Source organism: Streptomyces sp. NPDC058664 (genome assembly GCF_042716635.1).
Classification (GTDB): domain Bacteria; phylum Actinomycetota; class Actinomycetes; order Streptomycetales; family Streptomycetaceae; genus Streptomyces.
In genome coordinates this window covers 1-15,897 of sequence record NZ_JBHXRW010000098.1, presented here as the reverse complement: position 1 = coordinate 15,897, position 15,897 = coordinate 1, and the positions used below count along the sequence as shown (strand labels likewise).

Annotated in this window: 11 protein-coding genes, 1 tRNA gene and 2 pseudogenes; 3 read left to right on the top strand and 11 right to left on the bottom strand. The window is 63.9% G+C overall.

Features of this window, described 5'->3' with window-relative positions:
• Positions 1-191: 191 nt before the first annotated feature.
• The 5 genes and pseudogenes from ACFWUY_RS38680 to ACFWUY_RS38660 form a co-directional block, all read right to left on the bottom strand.
• Positions 192-1,084 (bottom strand): annotated as a pseudogene (locus ACFWUY_RS38680) (IS3 family transposase); the annotation flags it as partial.
• A 207-nt stretch (positions 1,085-1,291) separates the two neighbouring features.
• Entirely contained in the window at positions 1,292-2,479 is a 1,188-nt protein-coding gene (locus ACFWUY_RS38675; protein ID WP_384121130.1) for an MFS transporter, read from the bottom strand.
• A 652-nt stretch (positions 2,480-3,131) separates the two neighbouring features.
• Positions 3,132-4,415, bottom strand: coding sequence for an acetyl-CoA carboxylase biotin carboxylase subunit family protein (locus ACFWUY_RS38670; protein WP_384121127.1), 1,284 nt, complete (start codon positions 4,413-4,415; stop codon positions 3,132-3,134).
• 158 nt (positions 4,416-4,573) lie between these two features.
• Complete coding sequence (locus ACFWUY_RS38665; protein WP_384121124.1) at positions 4,574-7,075, bottom strand: RiPP maturation radical SAM C-methyltransferase; 2,502 nt, start codon at positions 7,073-7,075, stop codon at positions 4,574-4,576.
• A gap of 335 nt (positions 7,076-7,410) precedes the next feature.
• The gene (locus ACFWUY_RS38660) at positions 7,411-7,590 is read right to left on the bottom strand and encodes a hypothetical protein (protein ID WP_384121122.1); all 180 of its coding nucleotides are present in this window, start codon (positions 7,588-7,590) and stop codon (positions 7,411-7,413) included.
• Positions 7,591-8,041: 451 nt separating this feature from the next.
• On the opposite strand from ACFWUY_RS38660, the gene ACFWUY_RS38655 reads away from it, so the two are divergent.
• Positions 8,042-8,912, top strand: a protein-coding gene (locus ACFWUY_RS38655) for an IS5 family transposase (RefSeq protein ID WP_384121120.1) whose coding sequence is annotated in 2 segments (ribosomal slippage) — positions 8,042-8,242 and positions 8,244-8,912 — 870 coding nt in all. Because the reading frame shifts where the segments join, the coding sequence is not laid out codon by codon here.
• Between the two features lie 25 nt (positions 8,913-8,937).
• Positions 8,938-9,273, top strand: coding sequence for a hypothetical protein (locus tag ACFWUY_RS38650; protein ID WP_384121118.1), 336 nt, complete (start codon positions 8,938-8,940; stop codon positions 9,271-9,273).
• 401 nt (positions 9,274-9,674) lie between these two features.
• Here the strand turns inward: ACFWUY_RS38650 and ACFWUY_RS38645 are convergent, their stop codons facing one another.
• From ACFWUY_RS38645 to ACFWUY_RS38625, 5 genes and pseudogenes are all read right to left on the bottom strand, one after another.
• On the bottom strand, positions 9,675-9,968 hold the full coding sequence (locus tag ACFWUY_RS38645) for an IS3 family transposase (protein ID WP_384121116.1): 294 nt from the start codon (positions 9,966-9,968) through the stop codon (positions 9,675-9,677).
• Between the two features lie 94 nt (positions 9,969-10,062).
• The gene (locus ACFWUY_RS38640) at positions 10,063-10,401 is read right to left on the bottom strand and encodes a transposase (RefSeq protein ID WP_384121113.1); all 339 of its coding nucleotides are present in this window, start codon (positions 10,399-10,401) and stop codon (positions 10,063-10,065) included.
• A 264-nt stretch (positions 10,402-10,665) separates the two neighbouring features.
• Positions 10,666-11,583, bottom strand: coding sequence for an NADP-dependent oxidoreductase (locus tag ACFWUY_RS38635; RefSeq protein WP_384121133.1), 918 nt, complete (start codon positions 11,581-11,583; stop codon positions 10,666-10,668).
• Between the two features lie 1,035 nt (positions 11,584-12,618).
• A pseudogene (locus tag ACFWUY_RS38630) lies at positions 12,619-12,875 on the bottom strand (IS5/IS1182 family transposase); the annotation flags it as partial.
• A gap of 382 nt (positions 12,876-13,257) precedes the next feature.
• Complete coding sequence (locus ACFWUY_RS38625) at positions 13,258-14,025, bottom strand: hypothetical protein (protein ID WP_384121111.1); 768 nt, start codon at positions 14,023-14,025, stop codon at positions 13,258-13,260.
• Positions 14,026-14,604: 579 nt separating this feature from the next.
• On the opposite strand from ACFWUY_RS38625, the gene ACFWUY_RS38620 reads away from it, so the two are divergent.
• Positions 14,605-14,889: a phosphotransferase gene (locus ACFWUY_RS38620; protein WP_384121110.1), complete on the top strand. Its 285-nt coding sequence runs from the start codon at positions 14,605-14,607 to the stop codon at positions 14,887-14,889.
• A gap of 384 nt (positions 14,890-15,273) precedes the next feature.
• Here the strand turns inward: ACFWUY_RS38620 and ACFWUY_RS38615 are convergent.
• Positions 15,274-15,347: transfer RNA gene (locus tag ACFWUY_RS38615), tRNA-Met, on the bottom strand.
• Positions 15,348-15,897 lie beyond the last annotated feature (550 nt).

The following is a 15,897-nucleotide window of genomic DNA, read 5'->3' as shown; positions in this document are numbered from 1 at the left end:
CGCAGGTCCTTGGCGATCACAGAACTCGCCTCGCCTCGGGCGAACCGCTCGGCCGCCTTCAGCCGTACCCCCTCGCGGAACTGCTGCCGTTCGGCGGTCAGCCCGCCCCCTTGTGGATACCGCATGCCCCGGTGATACCGCAGGGGACTGCCGCTCGTCAGCCCCTACGACACCACGAGTTCAACCTCAGTAGTGTGGAAAACGGCGCTGTGAACCCGGACGCCGCGGGCGGCCACGGCCATCTCGATCGCGTCGGTGACCAGCGAGGTGCACATGTGGTCGGCGATTGCCGGCCCACCACCCTCCTCGAGCAGATGTCGGTCACCGCGGCGAGGTAGAGCCACGTCGTGCCGACGGCTATGTAGGTGATGTCGCCGCACCATTTGGGTGTTCAAGGTGTCCGCGGTGAAGTCGCGCATCCCCAGGTCCGGCACGGGCGGCGTCGTCCCGTCGGCGATCGTCGTCCGCTTCTTCTTCCGCAGGTGCCGGCCGACGATGCGGTTGACCCGCATCAGCCGGGTCACACGCTTGCGGTTGATCCGGTGTCCACGGGCATGGGCGCGCGGGGCGCCGTAGGCTCCATGGTGCTCAGCGTGGATGGCGCGGATATCTGCCACGGTCCGCTTTCCCTCGGCCCGGCGCTCGACGCGGGCCTGCTCGGTGGCCAGATACCGGTAGTAGCCGGCGCGGGACGCCCCGAGCACCTGGCAGATCCGCTTGACTCCGAAGTCGGCGCGATTGTTGGAGTTGAAGTCCCAGCGGCGGGGGCTCACTTCACCTCCCGGGCGAAATAGGTAGCAGCCCGGCGTAAAATCTCACGTTCGAGGCGCCACTCCTGCGCGGCCTTGAGTAGCCTGGCGTTCTCCGCCTGCAACCGGGCCAGTTCCTCCGCCGCGCCCACGCTGCCGTCGCGGCCCTGGCGCTGCCTGGGCCGCGTCCTTGCGCACCCACATCCGGAAGTGACTCCGCGGTGATGCCGAGATCCGCGGCCACCGCCGCGTACGTCCCGCTTCCCGCCCGCGGCACGGTAGAGCGCGACCGCGTCCTTTCTGAACTCCTCCGGATACGGAGACTTGCGTCCCACCTGGGCATCCTCCCTGGACCATCAAGATCCATTGTCAGGGTGTCCACTCCAGAGGATCAGCCTCAGATCTCCGGCGGAAGCGGAAGCCCCAGTGCAACGGTGTGTCTGTGAGCGACCCCTCCGGCGATCCGACCAGGCGGACGGCCATGCCACCGAAGAGGGTTCCCCTTCGACCTGACCGTGCTTCCAACTGGGGTGACCTGGCCGTCACCGGGTGGCGGGTGTGGTGGTCGTCATACGGTTTTGCGCCGGAGTAAGCCGGTGGTGCAACCGCCAGCCGAGCAAGACGATCAGCACGGTGCACCCGACGAGCGCGACTAGGTACAGCCCGTACAGCCGTGCCCCGATCAATACTCCGGCGAACGCGGGCCCGGCCGCAGCCGCGAGCCGTCCGACCATGGCAAAAGCGACAGTACAGCGACCCAATAGTTGGGCAGGGGCTAGCTCGACCGGAAGAGGGCCCATCGCGGGCGAGAGCAGCATTTCACCAACCCCTAGCAGCGCGTAGGCAATGACGATGCTCGTCGCCGCGAGCAGTCGATCGCGGTGGAGCAGACCTCCCACCCAGACGACGATCCAAGCTAACAACCAGACGGCGCCTACAAGGGCGAGCACATGGTTGCGCCGGTATCGTTCCACGAGCTTGACGATCTTGAGCTGGCCGAGGCCGATCATGGCGGTGTTAGCCGTCATTGCGGCGCCCAGGGTACCGGGCGATATGTGGTGGATCTCGGTGGCGTAGGCGACCAGGCCGGACTCGAACTGGCCGTAGCAGGTGAAACTGATGATCGCACTGAGTAGCAGAGTGTGTCTGATCGCGCGGTGTCGCAGGAGGAAGCGGAAGCTCGGACTGGGAAGTCTTTCACGCATCCGGCCGGTAGCGATGGAGGGCGGTTGGACGGTGGTCAGAATCACGGCAAGGAGCAGAAGCAGGGCTGCGTTGAGGCTGAAGAGCAGGGTGAAGGTGGCCGGATGTGCGGGGTCGGCGATCAGCCCGCCGGTCAGGACGCCGGCTCCGATGCCAAGGTTGTTCAGCCAGAACTGGGTGGCGTAGGCGCGCGAGCGGTTCTGTGTGCTGGTGCATCGCGCCAGCATGATGGATTGGGCGGGTTGTGATCCGGCGAGGCCTATGCTCAGCAGGGCGGCCATGGTCAGGGTGGCTTGTGTGGTGGTGGTAAAGGGGAAGGTTGCGGTGGCTACAGCGGCGACACCTATGCCGGTAAACGCCAGAAGGTGGTATCTACCGTGGGTGTCCACCCACCGTCCGGCGAGCGGGAGTGTACCCAGGGCGGATAGTGCCTGGATGGTGAACAGGGCGGTGGCCACGGCGGTGTCGATGTGCCGTACCTGGGTGAGGTAGATGAATAGGTATGGTGCAGTGAGACCGGTGGCCAAGGCGCGTAGGGCACACGCAGCCTGCAAACGCCGGAGGTGTCGTTTCTGCTGGTCGGGCCCGTAGGGTTGGGGGTCAGCCACGGCGGAACCCTAGGCACGGGCGTGCGGCTGAAGGCGCGAATGGCATCTTCGCGTCCTGCGGCGCCCCGGGTCGGCTCGTTGTTTCTGTCATGCACTCGCTCCTGCCGGCGTGCGCCGTCCGGGTGTGTCGGCATGGAGCCGGTGAGTTCTCGGGTGCCCCGGGTTCCGCGCGGGCTCCGCTGCCGGCTTCCCGGTCTCGGTCATCTGCACCGCGCCCGCGCAGAACTCTGCATCGTACGAGCGTCTCTTCCCTGCCATGAACCCAACATCCCCTCTGGTCAGGACTCCGCCCTACGAGGGAAGGTCGATTCAGCCCCGATCAGCGCCATCACCGAGACGCTCTTGCCCTCAGCGAACCCTTGTCGATGACATTCATAGAGAAACCTTACTGAAACTCTGTTAGTGGCAAGCGGCTTGGCGATTCGCTCATACCGGCGGAGCTTCGGCCTCTCCAGTCACACCTTTGATGACCGGCGGGTTCACAAGATCATGCTGCCCTGCAAAGGCTTGGCGATCCCGCAGGCTCAGGCCTCGACGGAAAGGGTCCTATTGCGAACGAGGGCCTCAGTAGTCACGCCGGCTTGACAATGAGTGCCTTCTGGAGGTCCTGCCAGTGCTCGTGAAGGGATTCAGCGTTATCTCCGGTCACGAAGCTAACCATCGCATGGTTGCGTCCAGGTATTGGATCCGGGATGATGACGCTTTCTACACCCTTCTGCTCCTGGTAGCCCTGCTGAAGCGTTACGCGGAAGGGATTATGAGTCGATTCCAATTCCAAACAAGGGCATAGCATCGCCGCGTGACGCTTATACTGAGGAAGGGCCATAGGGCGTATCCCAAGAGCGGCGTACGCATATTCAGAGAATATGTCATAATCTGCGCCATTGACCAGCAGTTTTTGAATTCCTCCACCAGCCCGTCCGTTCACCTCGATGATTCGAGCCCCTTCCGACGTGAGTTTCAACTCAGTGTTCACCATGCCCTCTGTTATGTTCAAGGCGGAAATTGCTGCCGAAGCGGTTTCACACAGTTCCATTTGCCGCTGAACAGGCAACACTGAGGGCTGAAGGCTACCGCGCTGACGAAAGGATGTATCGAGGGGGAATTTGTCCGAGATCACTAGGTGCCGAATCTCACCACGATAGACGGAAGATTCCACGGTCACATAGTCGCCGTACCTTTCATCTTGGTGCCAACGACTACCGACGACCAACTGTTCAAGGATCATGAATGGTTGATCGGTTCCGGCGGTAAGGTTAATCCGATCACTCTTGGGCGCCTCGGCAGCGAAGGCGACTACAGTCGACCACACCTCCGAAAGCTCCGCCACTGAATTGACCTCTCGCACCAACCAACTGCCGTCGCCCCGAACCGGCTTGAGAATGGCGGGAAAACCAACATGTCGAGCGGCTTCGTCGAGATCCTCTGCAGAATGCACGGCATGGTACCTCGGGCCAAGAATGCCGGCCGCAGAGAGAGTCTCACGTTGCAGGAATTTATTCAACAGACGCTCCACAGTCGCTGTTGAATTAAATCTAATTCCGGTCTTTTCTGCGATCTCGGCAGCCAATCGAAGCGAATATTCGGTAAAAAGCATGAGCCCATCAAATGGATCGGCTGCATGGATCTCCAGCGCCAGTTCCAGCGCTTCCCGATCGGACGCCACCGGGCACATCCGCCCAATACCCTGGGGCAGTGGTTCAATAGGGCGCACAGAATTCCTGTCAACGCCTTCGAGGAACAACCAGGTGGTTCGACATAGACCTGTAAGGCTCGGGGCTATTCGGCGGGCGTTCTGTGCACCCACCGAGGCGAGGACCAGTAGATGGGGCTGGTTTTCAGGCGAGAGGCTCATGCAAATCTCCAGAGATCGATATCATTCGGCTTGCGAGAGTATCGGTTGCAATTTCGCCCCACTCTCTAGTGCGATATCGGTTCGAGTGCGGGGAATACTTGTAGCCTTTTTATCTACCCCTGGCTGCACTCGTTTTATTCCCTCAGGACATGGGCGCATCAAACGCTCATGGCTGGAGTCGGCCAACGCTGAACGCGGTACGGCAGCCACCAGACGAGGTCCCCGACTGTGCCGATTAGTCGGGCTTCGGCAAGGCTGGCCACGAGGCGATCGGGAAGGCTGTCAATCTGCGCACCGTCTTCGAGGCGAGCTACGAGGTCCATTGCTTCCTGACCCGGCAGGGTGAGGCGGCGGAGCCCGTCGAATCGGTGGTCCCGGATCTGGACGAACCCGGGTCCTCGGCGGTAAAAGAGCCGACATAGATGAAAATCATCCGTCCACTGTTGCCGGACAGCTTGAGCATCGGCGATACCGTCGATGTGAGTCGGCGGATGCAGATGGTCCAGGTCTCGCCACTGGAACTGTTCGTTCGCGTTCAGGGTCCACTCGATGGCGATCCCTTGTCCGGTGAGTTCCCTGATCAGGCACAGGCTTGCGACATTTTGGGCGGTGTCTCCCCCGACGAGGTCCACCGGGTGAGAAAATCTGACGAGGTGGACGCCATCGCGATACCAGTCTTCTGCACTCTGAACCGAACGACGCGGCACTTCCGAGTCCCTGAGCCACCCCGCATACGCCTGTGGGCGAGTACGCCATAGGGTCAAGGCAGCATCAGTTTTCCAGTTCGCTGTGCGGGGTGCTCTGACTCCTTCCAGGGCACCGGCCTGGTGGTCGCGCTCAGTTGCGACGTGTACATACCGTCCGGAGTCCGTATACACGAGGCCGAGCTTGATCCACCCGTCGAGCAGCTGGCTGACGTTGACTTCCTCTTGCCCAGGAACCAGCGTCTGGAGCTTCGTAGCTAGCGAGGACGCGGTTCGTGGTTGGTCGAGCAAGCGGAAAGCCGCTATCTCGACCGGATCTTCCAAGCGGAGCACGGACCAATCGAATTGCTCACGCTTGCTCTCCAAGATGATTTCCTGCCCGGCATCCCAAAAATCGAGGCGGCTGGTGGGATGTGCGGCTTGCCATTTGGCCAGCGACCGGCCCAGCAGCTGTTCCACTTCGCCTCCGATCCCCTGCTCCTCGCTGCGGAACAAATACGCTAGGTCGGAGAGTTGATCCGGGGGGAGATCGTAGATGAGCCCGTATTGCTGGTCCGGGCTGCGCTCCTTGAACCCGAGATTCGGCTGATCGAAGTAGGGGCTGAACCGTTCCAGCGAGATCCGTATGAAGGGACTCGCTACGGGCGGTAGGTGGTGCAGAGCTGGAAACTGCCGGATTACGTCAATGTAGTCGCTGCTGGTTTCACCGGGGAAGCCATACAAGTAGTTCCAGTTCACCGTCAAGCCCACGGATGCGGCGTCCCGTAGGACGCGGACATTCTGGCAACCGGAAACCCCCTTGTCCATCAGTCGCAGGACGTGCGTGGAAAGGCTCTCGATGCCCGGCTGTACACTCATGATGCCTGCATCACGCAATATTCTGAGCTGCTGGATCGTTAGATTAGACTTGACCTCGCAGTGCATCCTGATGTCGTATCCAGCCTCGGCTAGATCTGGTAGCAGGGTGCGAAAGTACCCGGAATCCAAGATGTTATCGACCGCGATGAAGTCAAGGATCCGGTAGCGCTCGGCCAGTGCAACCATCCAGTGGAGGAGCCTGTCGGGGGATTTGCTTCGAAATTCCATGAATGTGCCGTTGAGTCCGCAAAAGGTGCAGTGGTGTTTCTCTCCCCACCAGCATCCCCGCGCACCCTCGACAACCAACTTCGGGTCAACCCAGCGAGCTGCGACTGAAGCCTGCAGTCGCTCATAAAAGTCGCCGAACTCGGGTTCCTCAATCGCATCAGCAGCGAGCGGCCGAGCAGCCATTTGGTTAACTTGATGGACGCCGTTGTCGTCCTTCCAGCACAAGCCGTCAACATCAGCGAAATCGGATTTGTGATCGGCCAGCCGACCGATAAGTTCCGGAAAGACGCGCTCGCCCTCACCACGTACCACGAAGTCGACGAACGGAAAATTTCGATGCAACGCGGCGCCCTGCACACCATCACAGTTGGCTCCCCCGAATACTATGCGGCTATTCGGGCTTAGGGACTTGATACGCTTAGCAATGCTGAGTGCGGCCGTGTTCTGCTGGAAAGTCGACGTGAAGCCGACCACATCCGGGCGTCTGTCGACGATCTTCCGGGCCACCTCGTCAGCGAATTCGGCGGACAGAGCATGCATTTTTATAATCATGGCGAGCTTTGACTCCGAAAACGACTCGGAATGCAAATCGCGGAATTCCTCTACCCTCCAGAGCGGGTCATCGTACAGAGCCGATGAGAAGATCCAGTCCCCATACCCCTGGAAATACCCGTCAATGGAGATGAAATTGTAGTCCCGCAGCTCAAAAGCTACTCGCTGCGTGATCCAGTCCACGTAGTCGAGGTTCAGGTTTTGCACGTCGACAACCGCCCCCGAAGCGGCCTTTTCCACGCACTTTCTCAGGATTCCAAGAGCCAGTGAAGGGCGCTCGAGCTCCGCCCATGGAGCATTGACCAGGAGAACCTTCACGCCGAACATCTCCCTACTTGTGCGCAGGCACTGGCAGCCTAGGTTGAAAAGGCACCGAGTCGTAGTCGCACAATTGATAAAGCTCCTGGCAGAGGAGTCTTTGCTAAGATCATCTGCTGCCAGGAGCTTTATCTGCTTGCTGGCGGTCTCGCCTCAGCTTGTTTCGCAGCACCGTCTCCGGATCCGCGAGGCAAACCCATGACATATCCCTTGACGCCTCGGTATAGGCATACCAGGAATAAGAGTGGTCATGGAGTCAGCGCCTGCCGAATCCGCCTACTGGTCTGGCCGGATCCCATGCTGTGAGCCGAGAACGCGCACCCGTGATGACCGAATCAGTTATCAATCCAGTCCTTGCCGGCTGCGCCTTCTTCCTTGCTCGCGAGTACCGGCTTTCCCCCCTCGTAGACGTACGAACTTGCACCCATTCCGGGCTCGAGCTCGGCATCCACCGTGATATTCAGGTCCATGTTATCCATCACAGAGCCTCCAAAATAATCGATTTCGAGGATCATCACTCAAAGGGGCTTACGCAACCAGTCGAGCAAACTGACTAACCTGCTCATAGCCAGGAAATCAGCGAGCTCGATTCAGAGACCGGCCTTGCGATGTCCCCATCGAATGGGATTTCACGTTAAGGCTATATGCGCCATGCAGTTTCGGTATGAGTAATCAGTACTCATATGAACATGTGGTACTCATCCCGACCCAGTCGGGAATCTGGACTCGTCTACTGACAGCAGCCAGTCGCTACTCTCCGTAGGCGGCCATTTATCGGCCCACTGATGGCCACAACCTCCCCTGCGTATGACCAGAGGCACCCACGTACCTGCGCGGATAGTGGCTGAAGTTTCCCCGTGGCCTTGGACACTCGGTGTCTGCGCAACGAGGGCGTGCTGATGCCGCTGCCTAGGCCGTGTTTTAAGTCGGGTTCCAGTTCGCGCCTCGCGCGGTAATGATCACGGTGTGGGGCGTGGGGATCTTTCCGATGAGCAGTGGTCGGTGCTGGAGACGTTGTTGCCTGCGGCGGGGGTGAGTCGCAGGTCGCCGGGTCGGCGGCGGCTGGTGGACGGTGTGCGGTGGCGGGTGCGGACGGGGGTTCCGTGGCGTGATCTGCCATCTGAGTACGGGCCCTGGCAGACCGTGTATGGGCTGTTCCGGCGCTGGCAGCGGCAGGGGTGTGTGGGCTCGGTTGCTGACGTTGTTGCAGGCGAGGGCGGACGCGGCCGGGCTGATCGGCTGGGAGGTCAACGTCGACTCCACGGTCTGCCGGGCTCACCAGCACGCAGCCGGTGCCCGCCGGGACGGCGCCGGGCAGAAGGAACCGCCTGGCGGGGTTGTCACCGAGCCGGACGACCACGGGCTGGGCAGGTCGCGGGGCGGGTTCACCACGAAGATCCATCTGGCGTGTGAGCAGGGCCAGAAGCCGTTGTCTTTACTGGTCACCGCCGGGCAGCGGGGTGACAGCCCGCAGTTCGAGCCGGTCCTGAACGCGATCCGGGTGCCCAGGACCGGTCCGGGCCGGCCCCGAAACCGACCGCTGCGAGTGCGGGGCGACAAGGCGTACTCCTCCCGCGCGAACCGCGCCTACCTGCGCAGACGCGGGATCAGGTGCACGATCCCCGAGCCGGCCGACCAGGTCCGCAACCGCAAGCGCCGCGGCGGGACTGGCGGTCGCCCGCCCGCCTTCGACTCGCAGGACTACAAGGCCCGGCACGCCGTCGAATGCGGGATCAGCCGCCTCAAGCAGCACCGGGCGGTCGCCACTCGCTATGACAAGCTCGCGGTCCGGTTCGAGGCGGCCGTCCAGGTCGCGGCGATCCATCAGTGGCTGTGATCCGCCCGCCGGTCACGGTCGTGCGATGCTGGCCACCGATTCGACCAGCACATGGGGAGGACCTGTGGCCGCCGACTACTACTGCGCGGACAGCGAGAACGGTGACCACATCGACGACCCGTCCGAGGACGCCTTGTTCATGCTGATCAGCGACTTGAACGGCACGGACAACACCTTCGTTGTCATCCAGCCCGACGACGACGATCCCGCCTGGTTCGCCTCCGTCGCGGTGCTGGACGAGGGCGGCTACGAGATCGTCCGGCGCGACACCAGCCGACGCGAGCACGACGTCGCCATCGAGACCAGCATCAACCAGATCGCGGGCGACCTCACCAAGTGGCTGGCCGCCCGCGCTACCTAAAACACGGCCTAGTCTCGGCTGGGGTGAGGTAGCCGAAGACCTTGTGCTTGCGCAGGCGGCGGCGGTTGTAGAAGACCTCGGTGAAGTCGAAGACCTCGGCGCGGGCGGTGGTCCGGTTGGGCCAGAGGCGGGTACCGATCTTTTCCTTGAGTAGCGCCCAGAAGCTTTCCGCAGCGGCGTTGTCGAAGCATGATCCGGTGCGTCTGCAGCTTTACCGCAGGCTCAACTCCCCTATTTTGTCGCATAATTCGACTGAGGCGTACTCGCTGCCACGATCACCGTGTATGACACATCCGGGGCAGATAGCGGGCCCGGCCGTGGGTACCTCCAGGGTGTCCACGACGAGGAAGCATAGTGACGGCCGGCCATCGCGTAACCGACGACCTTGCAGGTGGCCAGATTCAGCCAGCAGGCGAGTAGAGCCAGCCCTCGGCGGTGGGCAGGTAGGTGATGTCGCCGGCCAGCTTGGTGCCGGGAGTATCGGCGTGGAAGTCGCAGCCGATCAGGCCCGGGGCTGGCCGGACCTTCTCGTCCGCCCGTGTCAGCGAGCGCCGCTTGCGGCGGGTGACACCGCGGATGTCGCGTTCGCGCATCACTCGGGCGATGCGCTTGCAGTTCCCGCGCCGCCCCAATCGCCACAGTTCGGCGTGGATCCGTGGGACGCCGTAGGCCTTGCGGGAGGCGATGTGCGGCACGTGGTCTCGTGCGCGAGCGCATCGTCGGTCAACTGTCAGGCTCAGCGGGCAGCTTCGCTGTCACGCCAGGCGTAGGAGGAGGAACGGGCGACTTTCATCGCCGGCATAGCAAGATGACAGGGTGGTTGGCCTTCTCCGCGTGGATGAACCGATACAAGTCGCTCACCGGTCGCTCTCCTTTACGAAGAAGGCGGTCGCTTTTTAGGATCTCGATCGTCTGCTGCTGTTCGCGGTTCTGCCTGCGCAAGCGCTTCAGTTCCTCACGCTCGGCACCGGTCAGCTTGCCGGCGGTGCCTTCGCCGCGGTCGGCCTGCTCGCGCCGGACCCAGTTACGCAGACCCTCCGGGCTGACGCCGAGCTCCCGGGCAACCTCGGTCAAAGCCCTACCGGAGGAGCGAACGAACGCGATGGAATCCTGCTTGTGCTCCTCCAAATACCGCTTCGTGCACTTGTTTCCCCTAGGGCACTACTTCCTCTGGAGCCTCACGTCCCAGTCTCCAGGTGTCCACGATCAAGGAGAAGCTTCACGGATACGCCTACTCGAAGCGGCACGCTTGAGCAGGTGGCAGGTACTCCCGGTCGGAGCTCGGCCCACCGACCAGCCCGCTGCGCGTGGACGGTGAGGAAGACCAGGGCCATGTGGGCTTGCACCGGCCCGATGGCCCGGGCGCTGTCCGCCCGGGCCGTCGGGCCGGCTTCAGATTTCGATGACAATCTTCCCTGGGGTATGGCCTTCCTGGCTGAGAGCGAAGGCCGCTCCGAGTTCGGAGAGCGGGAACGTCGCAGCGACATCGACCGTGAGCTGGCCTTCGTCCGAGAGCTGGCCCAGAGCTGCGAGGTCCTCGCCGGCCGGCCTGACCCACATCCACTGACCGCCCGCACCGAGCACGGTGTGGTCGGCGACGGAAGCATGCCGCCCGCCCTCGGCCAAGACGGCCAAGGTGGTCTCGAGGACTCCGCCCACGAAGTCGGCGACGACGGTGACTCCGTCCGGAGCCAATGCGCGGACGCGTTCGGCCAGCCCGTCCCCGTAAGTGACGGGCTCACAGCCGAGCCCGCGCAACCGATCGTGGTTGCGCGGGGAGGCGGTACCGATGACCCGCGCGCCCAGCGCCCGGGCGAGCTGGACGCCGAAGGACCCGACACCGCCGGCCGCGCCGTGCACGAGGACAGTGTCGTCGGCGGTCGTACCCAGACGCGAGAGGAGCTGGTGAGCGGTCAGGCCGGCCAGCGGCAGTCCGGCGGCCTGTGCCCAGTTCAATGAGGCGGGCTTGGCGGCGAGGGCGCGTACGGGCACGCTGACGTACTCCGCGAAGGTGCCCCCGTGCACGTAGTCTTTACGGGCGTAGGCCATTACCTCATCGCCGGGTGCGAACTCGGGTACGTCGATGCCGACCCTCTCGACAGTGCCGCTGACGTCCCAGCCCGGGACCGCCGGATAGACGACGTCCATCAGGCTGTCGAGACCGCCCGCCATGATCTTCCAGTCGACCGGGTTGACCGCGGCGCACCGGACCTTGACAAGGACCTCTCCAGGAGCGACCTTCGGCAGCGGCAACCTGGTCTCGCGGAGCACCTCCGTCCCACCATAGGTTTCGTACGCCATCGCCCTCATGGTGTCCTCGGACATTCCTGCAACCTTTCCCTGTGCCGTTCGCTGCGCCGCCTCATCTGAGCACGGCGCGTCCTGGATACGCTGAACGACTCGCTCGCACTCGATGAGCGAGTCTGTCGGGGATCTTGATGTGCCAGGGGCGGGAGTGCTGAGGGGTCGGGGCGCTCTGGATGGTTCGGTGCGGTCCTGTCTTCCTGGAGTGGTCGGTGTCCGTTCGTCCCCCTGTCCGTTGTGGTGGTGCCAGAGCTCACGGCTCAGATGGCGTGGCCAGTAATCCTCGTGGGACCGGAGATGACATCAGGTCTGGGGGCGGAAGGATCTGGCCGATCTTGTCGCCGCGGACACACCGCCCCGAACAAGCTGCAGCCCGCCGGTGGGTGAGGCGGGTGGAGTTCGACTGGATGGTCCAACTCGGCTGAATCCGGGCGGCAAACTGGGTCGAGCCCCAGTTCGGCACAGCGCGGGCCGGAGCGGTCGATGTCCCGCTCCACCGCGCCGCCGACGTCGACACGCACTCCGAGGTCGGCGGGGAGGAGCTCCGCCGGTCGGGAAGGGCCGGCGCTCGCCGCTTGCCGCTCGCCGCGCTGCGCCCGAAAGCGGGAGCGGAGGTGGCGCCGGTATGGGCGTAATGGGGACAGAGGAACGAGAGGGGGCCGCTTCCGCGTCCATGGCCTGCAGAGGCGGACGGGATCATCGGCCAGGTCCGGCGTCAAAACGCCCTGACCGACGCACCGTACGCGGTCCTCTGTCAGTGGTGCCTTGGCATCTGTTGTCCTGTCAGACGCGCCGTGCATGTGCCGGTTCGTCGGGAGATGCGATTCATGCCTTTCACCGCGTTGTGTCCCGGCCTTGGCTGTCTCGATGCCATCCTTCCCACCCTCGGGCACGGCCTGGAATGGGTCCAGATCCACAGGGCCCAGCCCTGCTTCCCGCGCACCTGCCCCGAGTGCGCCTGGGCTCTGCACCGGCCCGGAAAGCGGCGGTTGTTCTGCCACGACCCCGGGCGTCCGCCGTCGTGCGAGCTGTCGAGCGAGTCGTACGCGGGTGTCCTCCGGCGGGCCACGGCACCCGAATCTGTTCCAGTACGGGGCCCGCTGTGGGGCATCACTTCACTGGCCGGGAGTGGTGACGAAGGCAAGGGGTGGGTCGGGTCAACCACCCTGACCTGCCATATGGATCTTGCAGGTCAGGCCGCCTCTTGAACGGCTCAGGGCCTCGTCGGCCCGGTGCCGGACGGGCACACTGCGTCTGCCGGAGACTCTCGGCGGCCGGGCCGGCTCTTGCTGAGCACGATCTCCGGTTGGGCCTCATAGGCTAGAAACACTCCAGGCAGCTGCTGGAGCGGCTCGGCCACCCATCCCACCAAACACAGCCCGGTTTCAAGATGCGTTCTTCCAACAGGGGCCGCTCCTTGGAGTCGAATGAGGAACGTTCAGCTCCGCCAGGGACCGAAAGATCTCGCCGCGAGGATGGCGAATCTGTTTCCGGCGGTGAAACTGGCCGCGGCCTTGGACGCCCTTGCCAGCCAGTCCTTGGCCCGTAGTTCGGCAATGCTCAGGTGGGCGAGTGCCAATCGGCTACGCAGCCGCAGGGGGGCAGCTTTTGATCGGCTTCCTGCTGCTGCCCGGCCACCTCGGCGCTCACGCCTGCGGTAGTCCCCTGCGGCCACGCTGCTCAGGCTCCGGCCAAGGCCGTCTCGGCGGGGTCCTCGTCCTTCGCCTGCTCCGCGACGGCAGCAGGGGCAGAGGACTGGGCCATGGGCCAGGTGTAGAGCACGACGCCCTGCCGTGCGTCCCTCTCCAGACCGTCCTTTGCTACCAGCCTCTCCAGGGTGTTGCGGACGACCTGATCAGACGTCGCGCGCTCGGGGTGGGCCGCCTTCAGCTCGGCACCGATCTCGCTGACCTTCTTCGGCTCACCAGGCTGCTGGGCGAGGAGCTCCTTGAGGAGTTCACCGAGCGTGGGGGCTGCGGGCTTCACAGTCTTCTTGGCCGCTGCTGTCTTCTTGACGGCCGTCTTCTTGGCCGCCGACGCCTTTCCGGCTGCAGCCTTCTGTGCCGCTGCAGCCTTCTGTGCCGCTGGAGCCTTCTCGGTGGACGCCTTCTTGGTGGCGCGCTTGGCCGCGGTGGCCTTCTTCGCTGGCGTGTTCTTCACCGAAGCAGTGCCCGCGGGCTTCTCCACCCTCGGCTGCGGCACGGCCGCCTCCTGCGCACCGGTGCCGTCCGGAGCGGTACTGCTCACCGGCTCGGCGGCTGCCGCCGGTTCGCCCTCGGTGGCCGTCGGCAGGGACTCCAGTGTCGTGGTGAGCCACTTTGCCTCCTGCTGAAGCCGACTCAGCCGAACGGTGAGAGTGGCCTGCTCGGCCTGGTTGGCGGCGAGATCAGCAACGAGCTGCTCCGCGTACTTGGTTTGGATCGAGGTGTTGACCGGCTCACTAGCCATGTAATCCACACTCCTTATGGGGGATGGGTGTTGTGGCCGGATGCTACTTGCCGCAGACCGGAATCGTCCTGTGGTTCTCCAGGCCACCACCTGACAGGCCCCGCACACCAGTGGCCCCGTAGGCGTACCGCTGGCCGGTCTGGAAAGGTGCAAGCGAAAGCACGCGTCAGGTGGACAGCCGCGCCTTAATTGCCGCAACAGGGTCTCCTGTTGGGCAGGTCCGCGGCCCGCACCGACGGCGGGAGCGGGGGTGAGACTTCTCCGCTCAAGGCCAGCACGTAGGCCCCATCGCCAGATGCCCGGTCTGAGAGGGAACTCACGTGACTGCCCACATCCTTCCCGCACTTCCTGGCGGCCCGGCTCGTGTCGGCCCGTGCCGGATAGTGGGCCGCCTGGGTGTCGAAGGGATGGGTACCGTCCATGCCGCCTTGGACGCCGGCGGTAATCGTCTTGGCAGTGAAGGTCGTCCATCCCGCTCAGACCGGCGACGAGGAGTTCCGGTCCTGGTTTCGACGTGAGGTTGCCTGACGAGCAGGGTGAGCGGACCGTGTCTCGTGCCGGTGGTGGCGGCGGACTGTGATGCTGAGCATCCGTGGCTCGCCACGCCCTACGTACCGGCCCCACGCTCCAGCAGCACATATCCGCACACGGCCCTCTCCAGGGCGTGACACTGCACGCACTGGCCGCCGGCACCGCCGACGCCTGGCGTCGGTCCACAAGGCCAGCGTGATCCACCGTGACATCAAGCCGGGCAACGTCATCCTCTCCCCCAGCGGTCCGCGCCTGCTCGACTTCGGTACCGTGCACGCCCTCGACGGGACCTCGGTGACCTGTACCGGCATGCTGACCGGGGCCCCGGGTTGAATCAGCCCCAGCAGTACCGCACCGGCGACATCGGCCCAGAATCCGACGTCTTCGCCTGGGGCGCGCTTGTCGCCTACGTCGTAACCGGCCGCCACCCGTTCGGGACCGGGGCCCCGGACACGGTCGCCTTCCGTGTGATGTCGCAAGATCCCGACCTGGCCGGTCTGCCCGAGGGCCTCGCCTGCATCGTGACGAGTGCGTTGTCGAAGGAAGCAGACAACCGGCAGACCGGATCATGGCGTACAAGCCGAGGAACCCGTGACGCTCGGCTGACCTTGGCACCACGCCGTGCGGCCCTCAGCCGCAGCTACAGAGGCAGGCGCTCGCCAGCAACAGCACGCATGAGGCCCGGATCCACAGGATCCGGGCCTCATGTCACTTCAGTAGCGGGGACAGGATTTGAACCTGCGACCTCTGGGTTATGAGCCCAGCGAGCTACCGAGCTGCTCCACCCCGCGTCGGTAGACACCACACTACGCCACCCACAGCGCTCTCAAGACCAGGCCGCTTTTATCGGACTCGCGTGAAGCAGCCGATGCTGGCGGCCTCAGCATTTCCCTGGCCAATTGAGCTGCTCAATCAAAGGAGTTGACTACCAGACACACTTTCTACTGCCGTCAGAGGCCGAACTCGATGTTCTGGACGTCGAGCATGTGTACGCCCTCCAGGCTCCCGGCGCGGGTGCCGAGCTGCTGGAAGTACCTCCATCAGTCTCTCGACAGCGATCTGCTGAAGTTGGTGGTCAGAGGCGCCCTGACCTCGCGCGATGAACAGGCGCTCGGCAAAGCAGGGCGGCCGGGCCACGGTGAGATGACGCTCAACACCGTGGCCCGGCCCTGTCGCAGCACCGGCGCACCGGTTCAACGGGCGGGCCGCCTGGACCGACAGCGAGGACGATGGAGGCCGGGAAGGGCGATGAGGGCGCGAAACGCCAGGAGGCCGTCCTCCTGGTTCTGGGCGGTCTACGCCGCATGCCCCCTCCCGGTGCTTCAGCGGTGTGCGGGGACG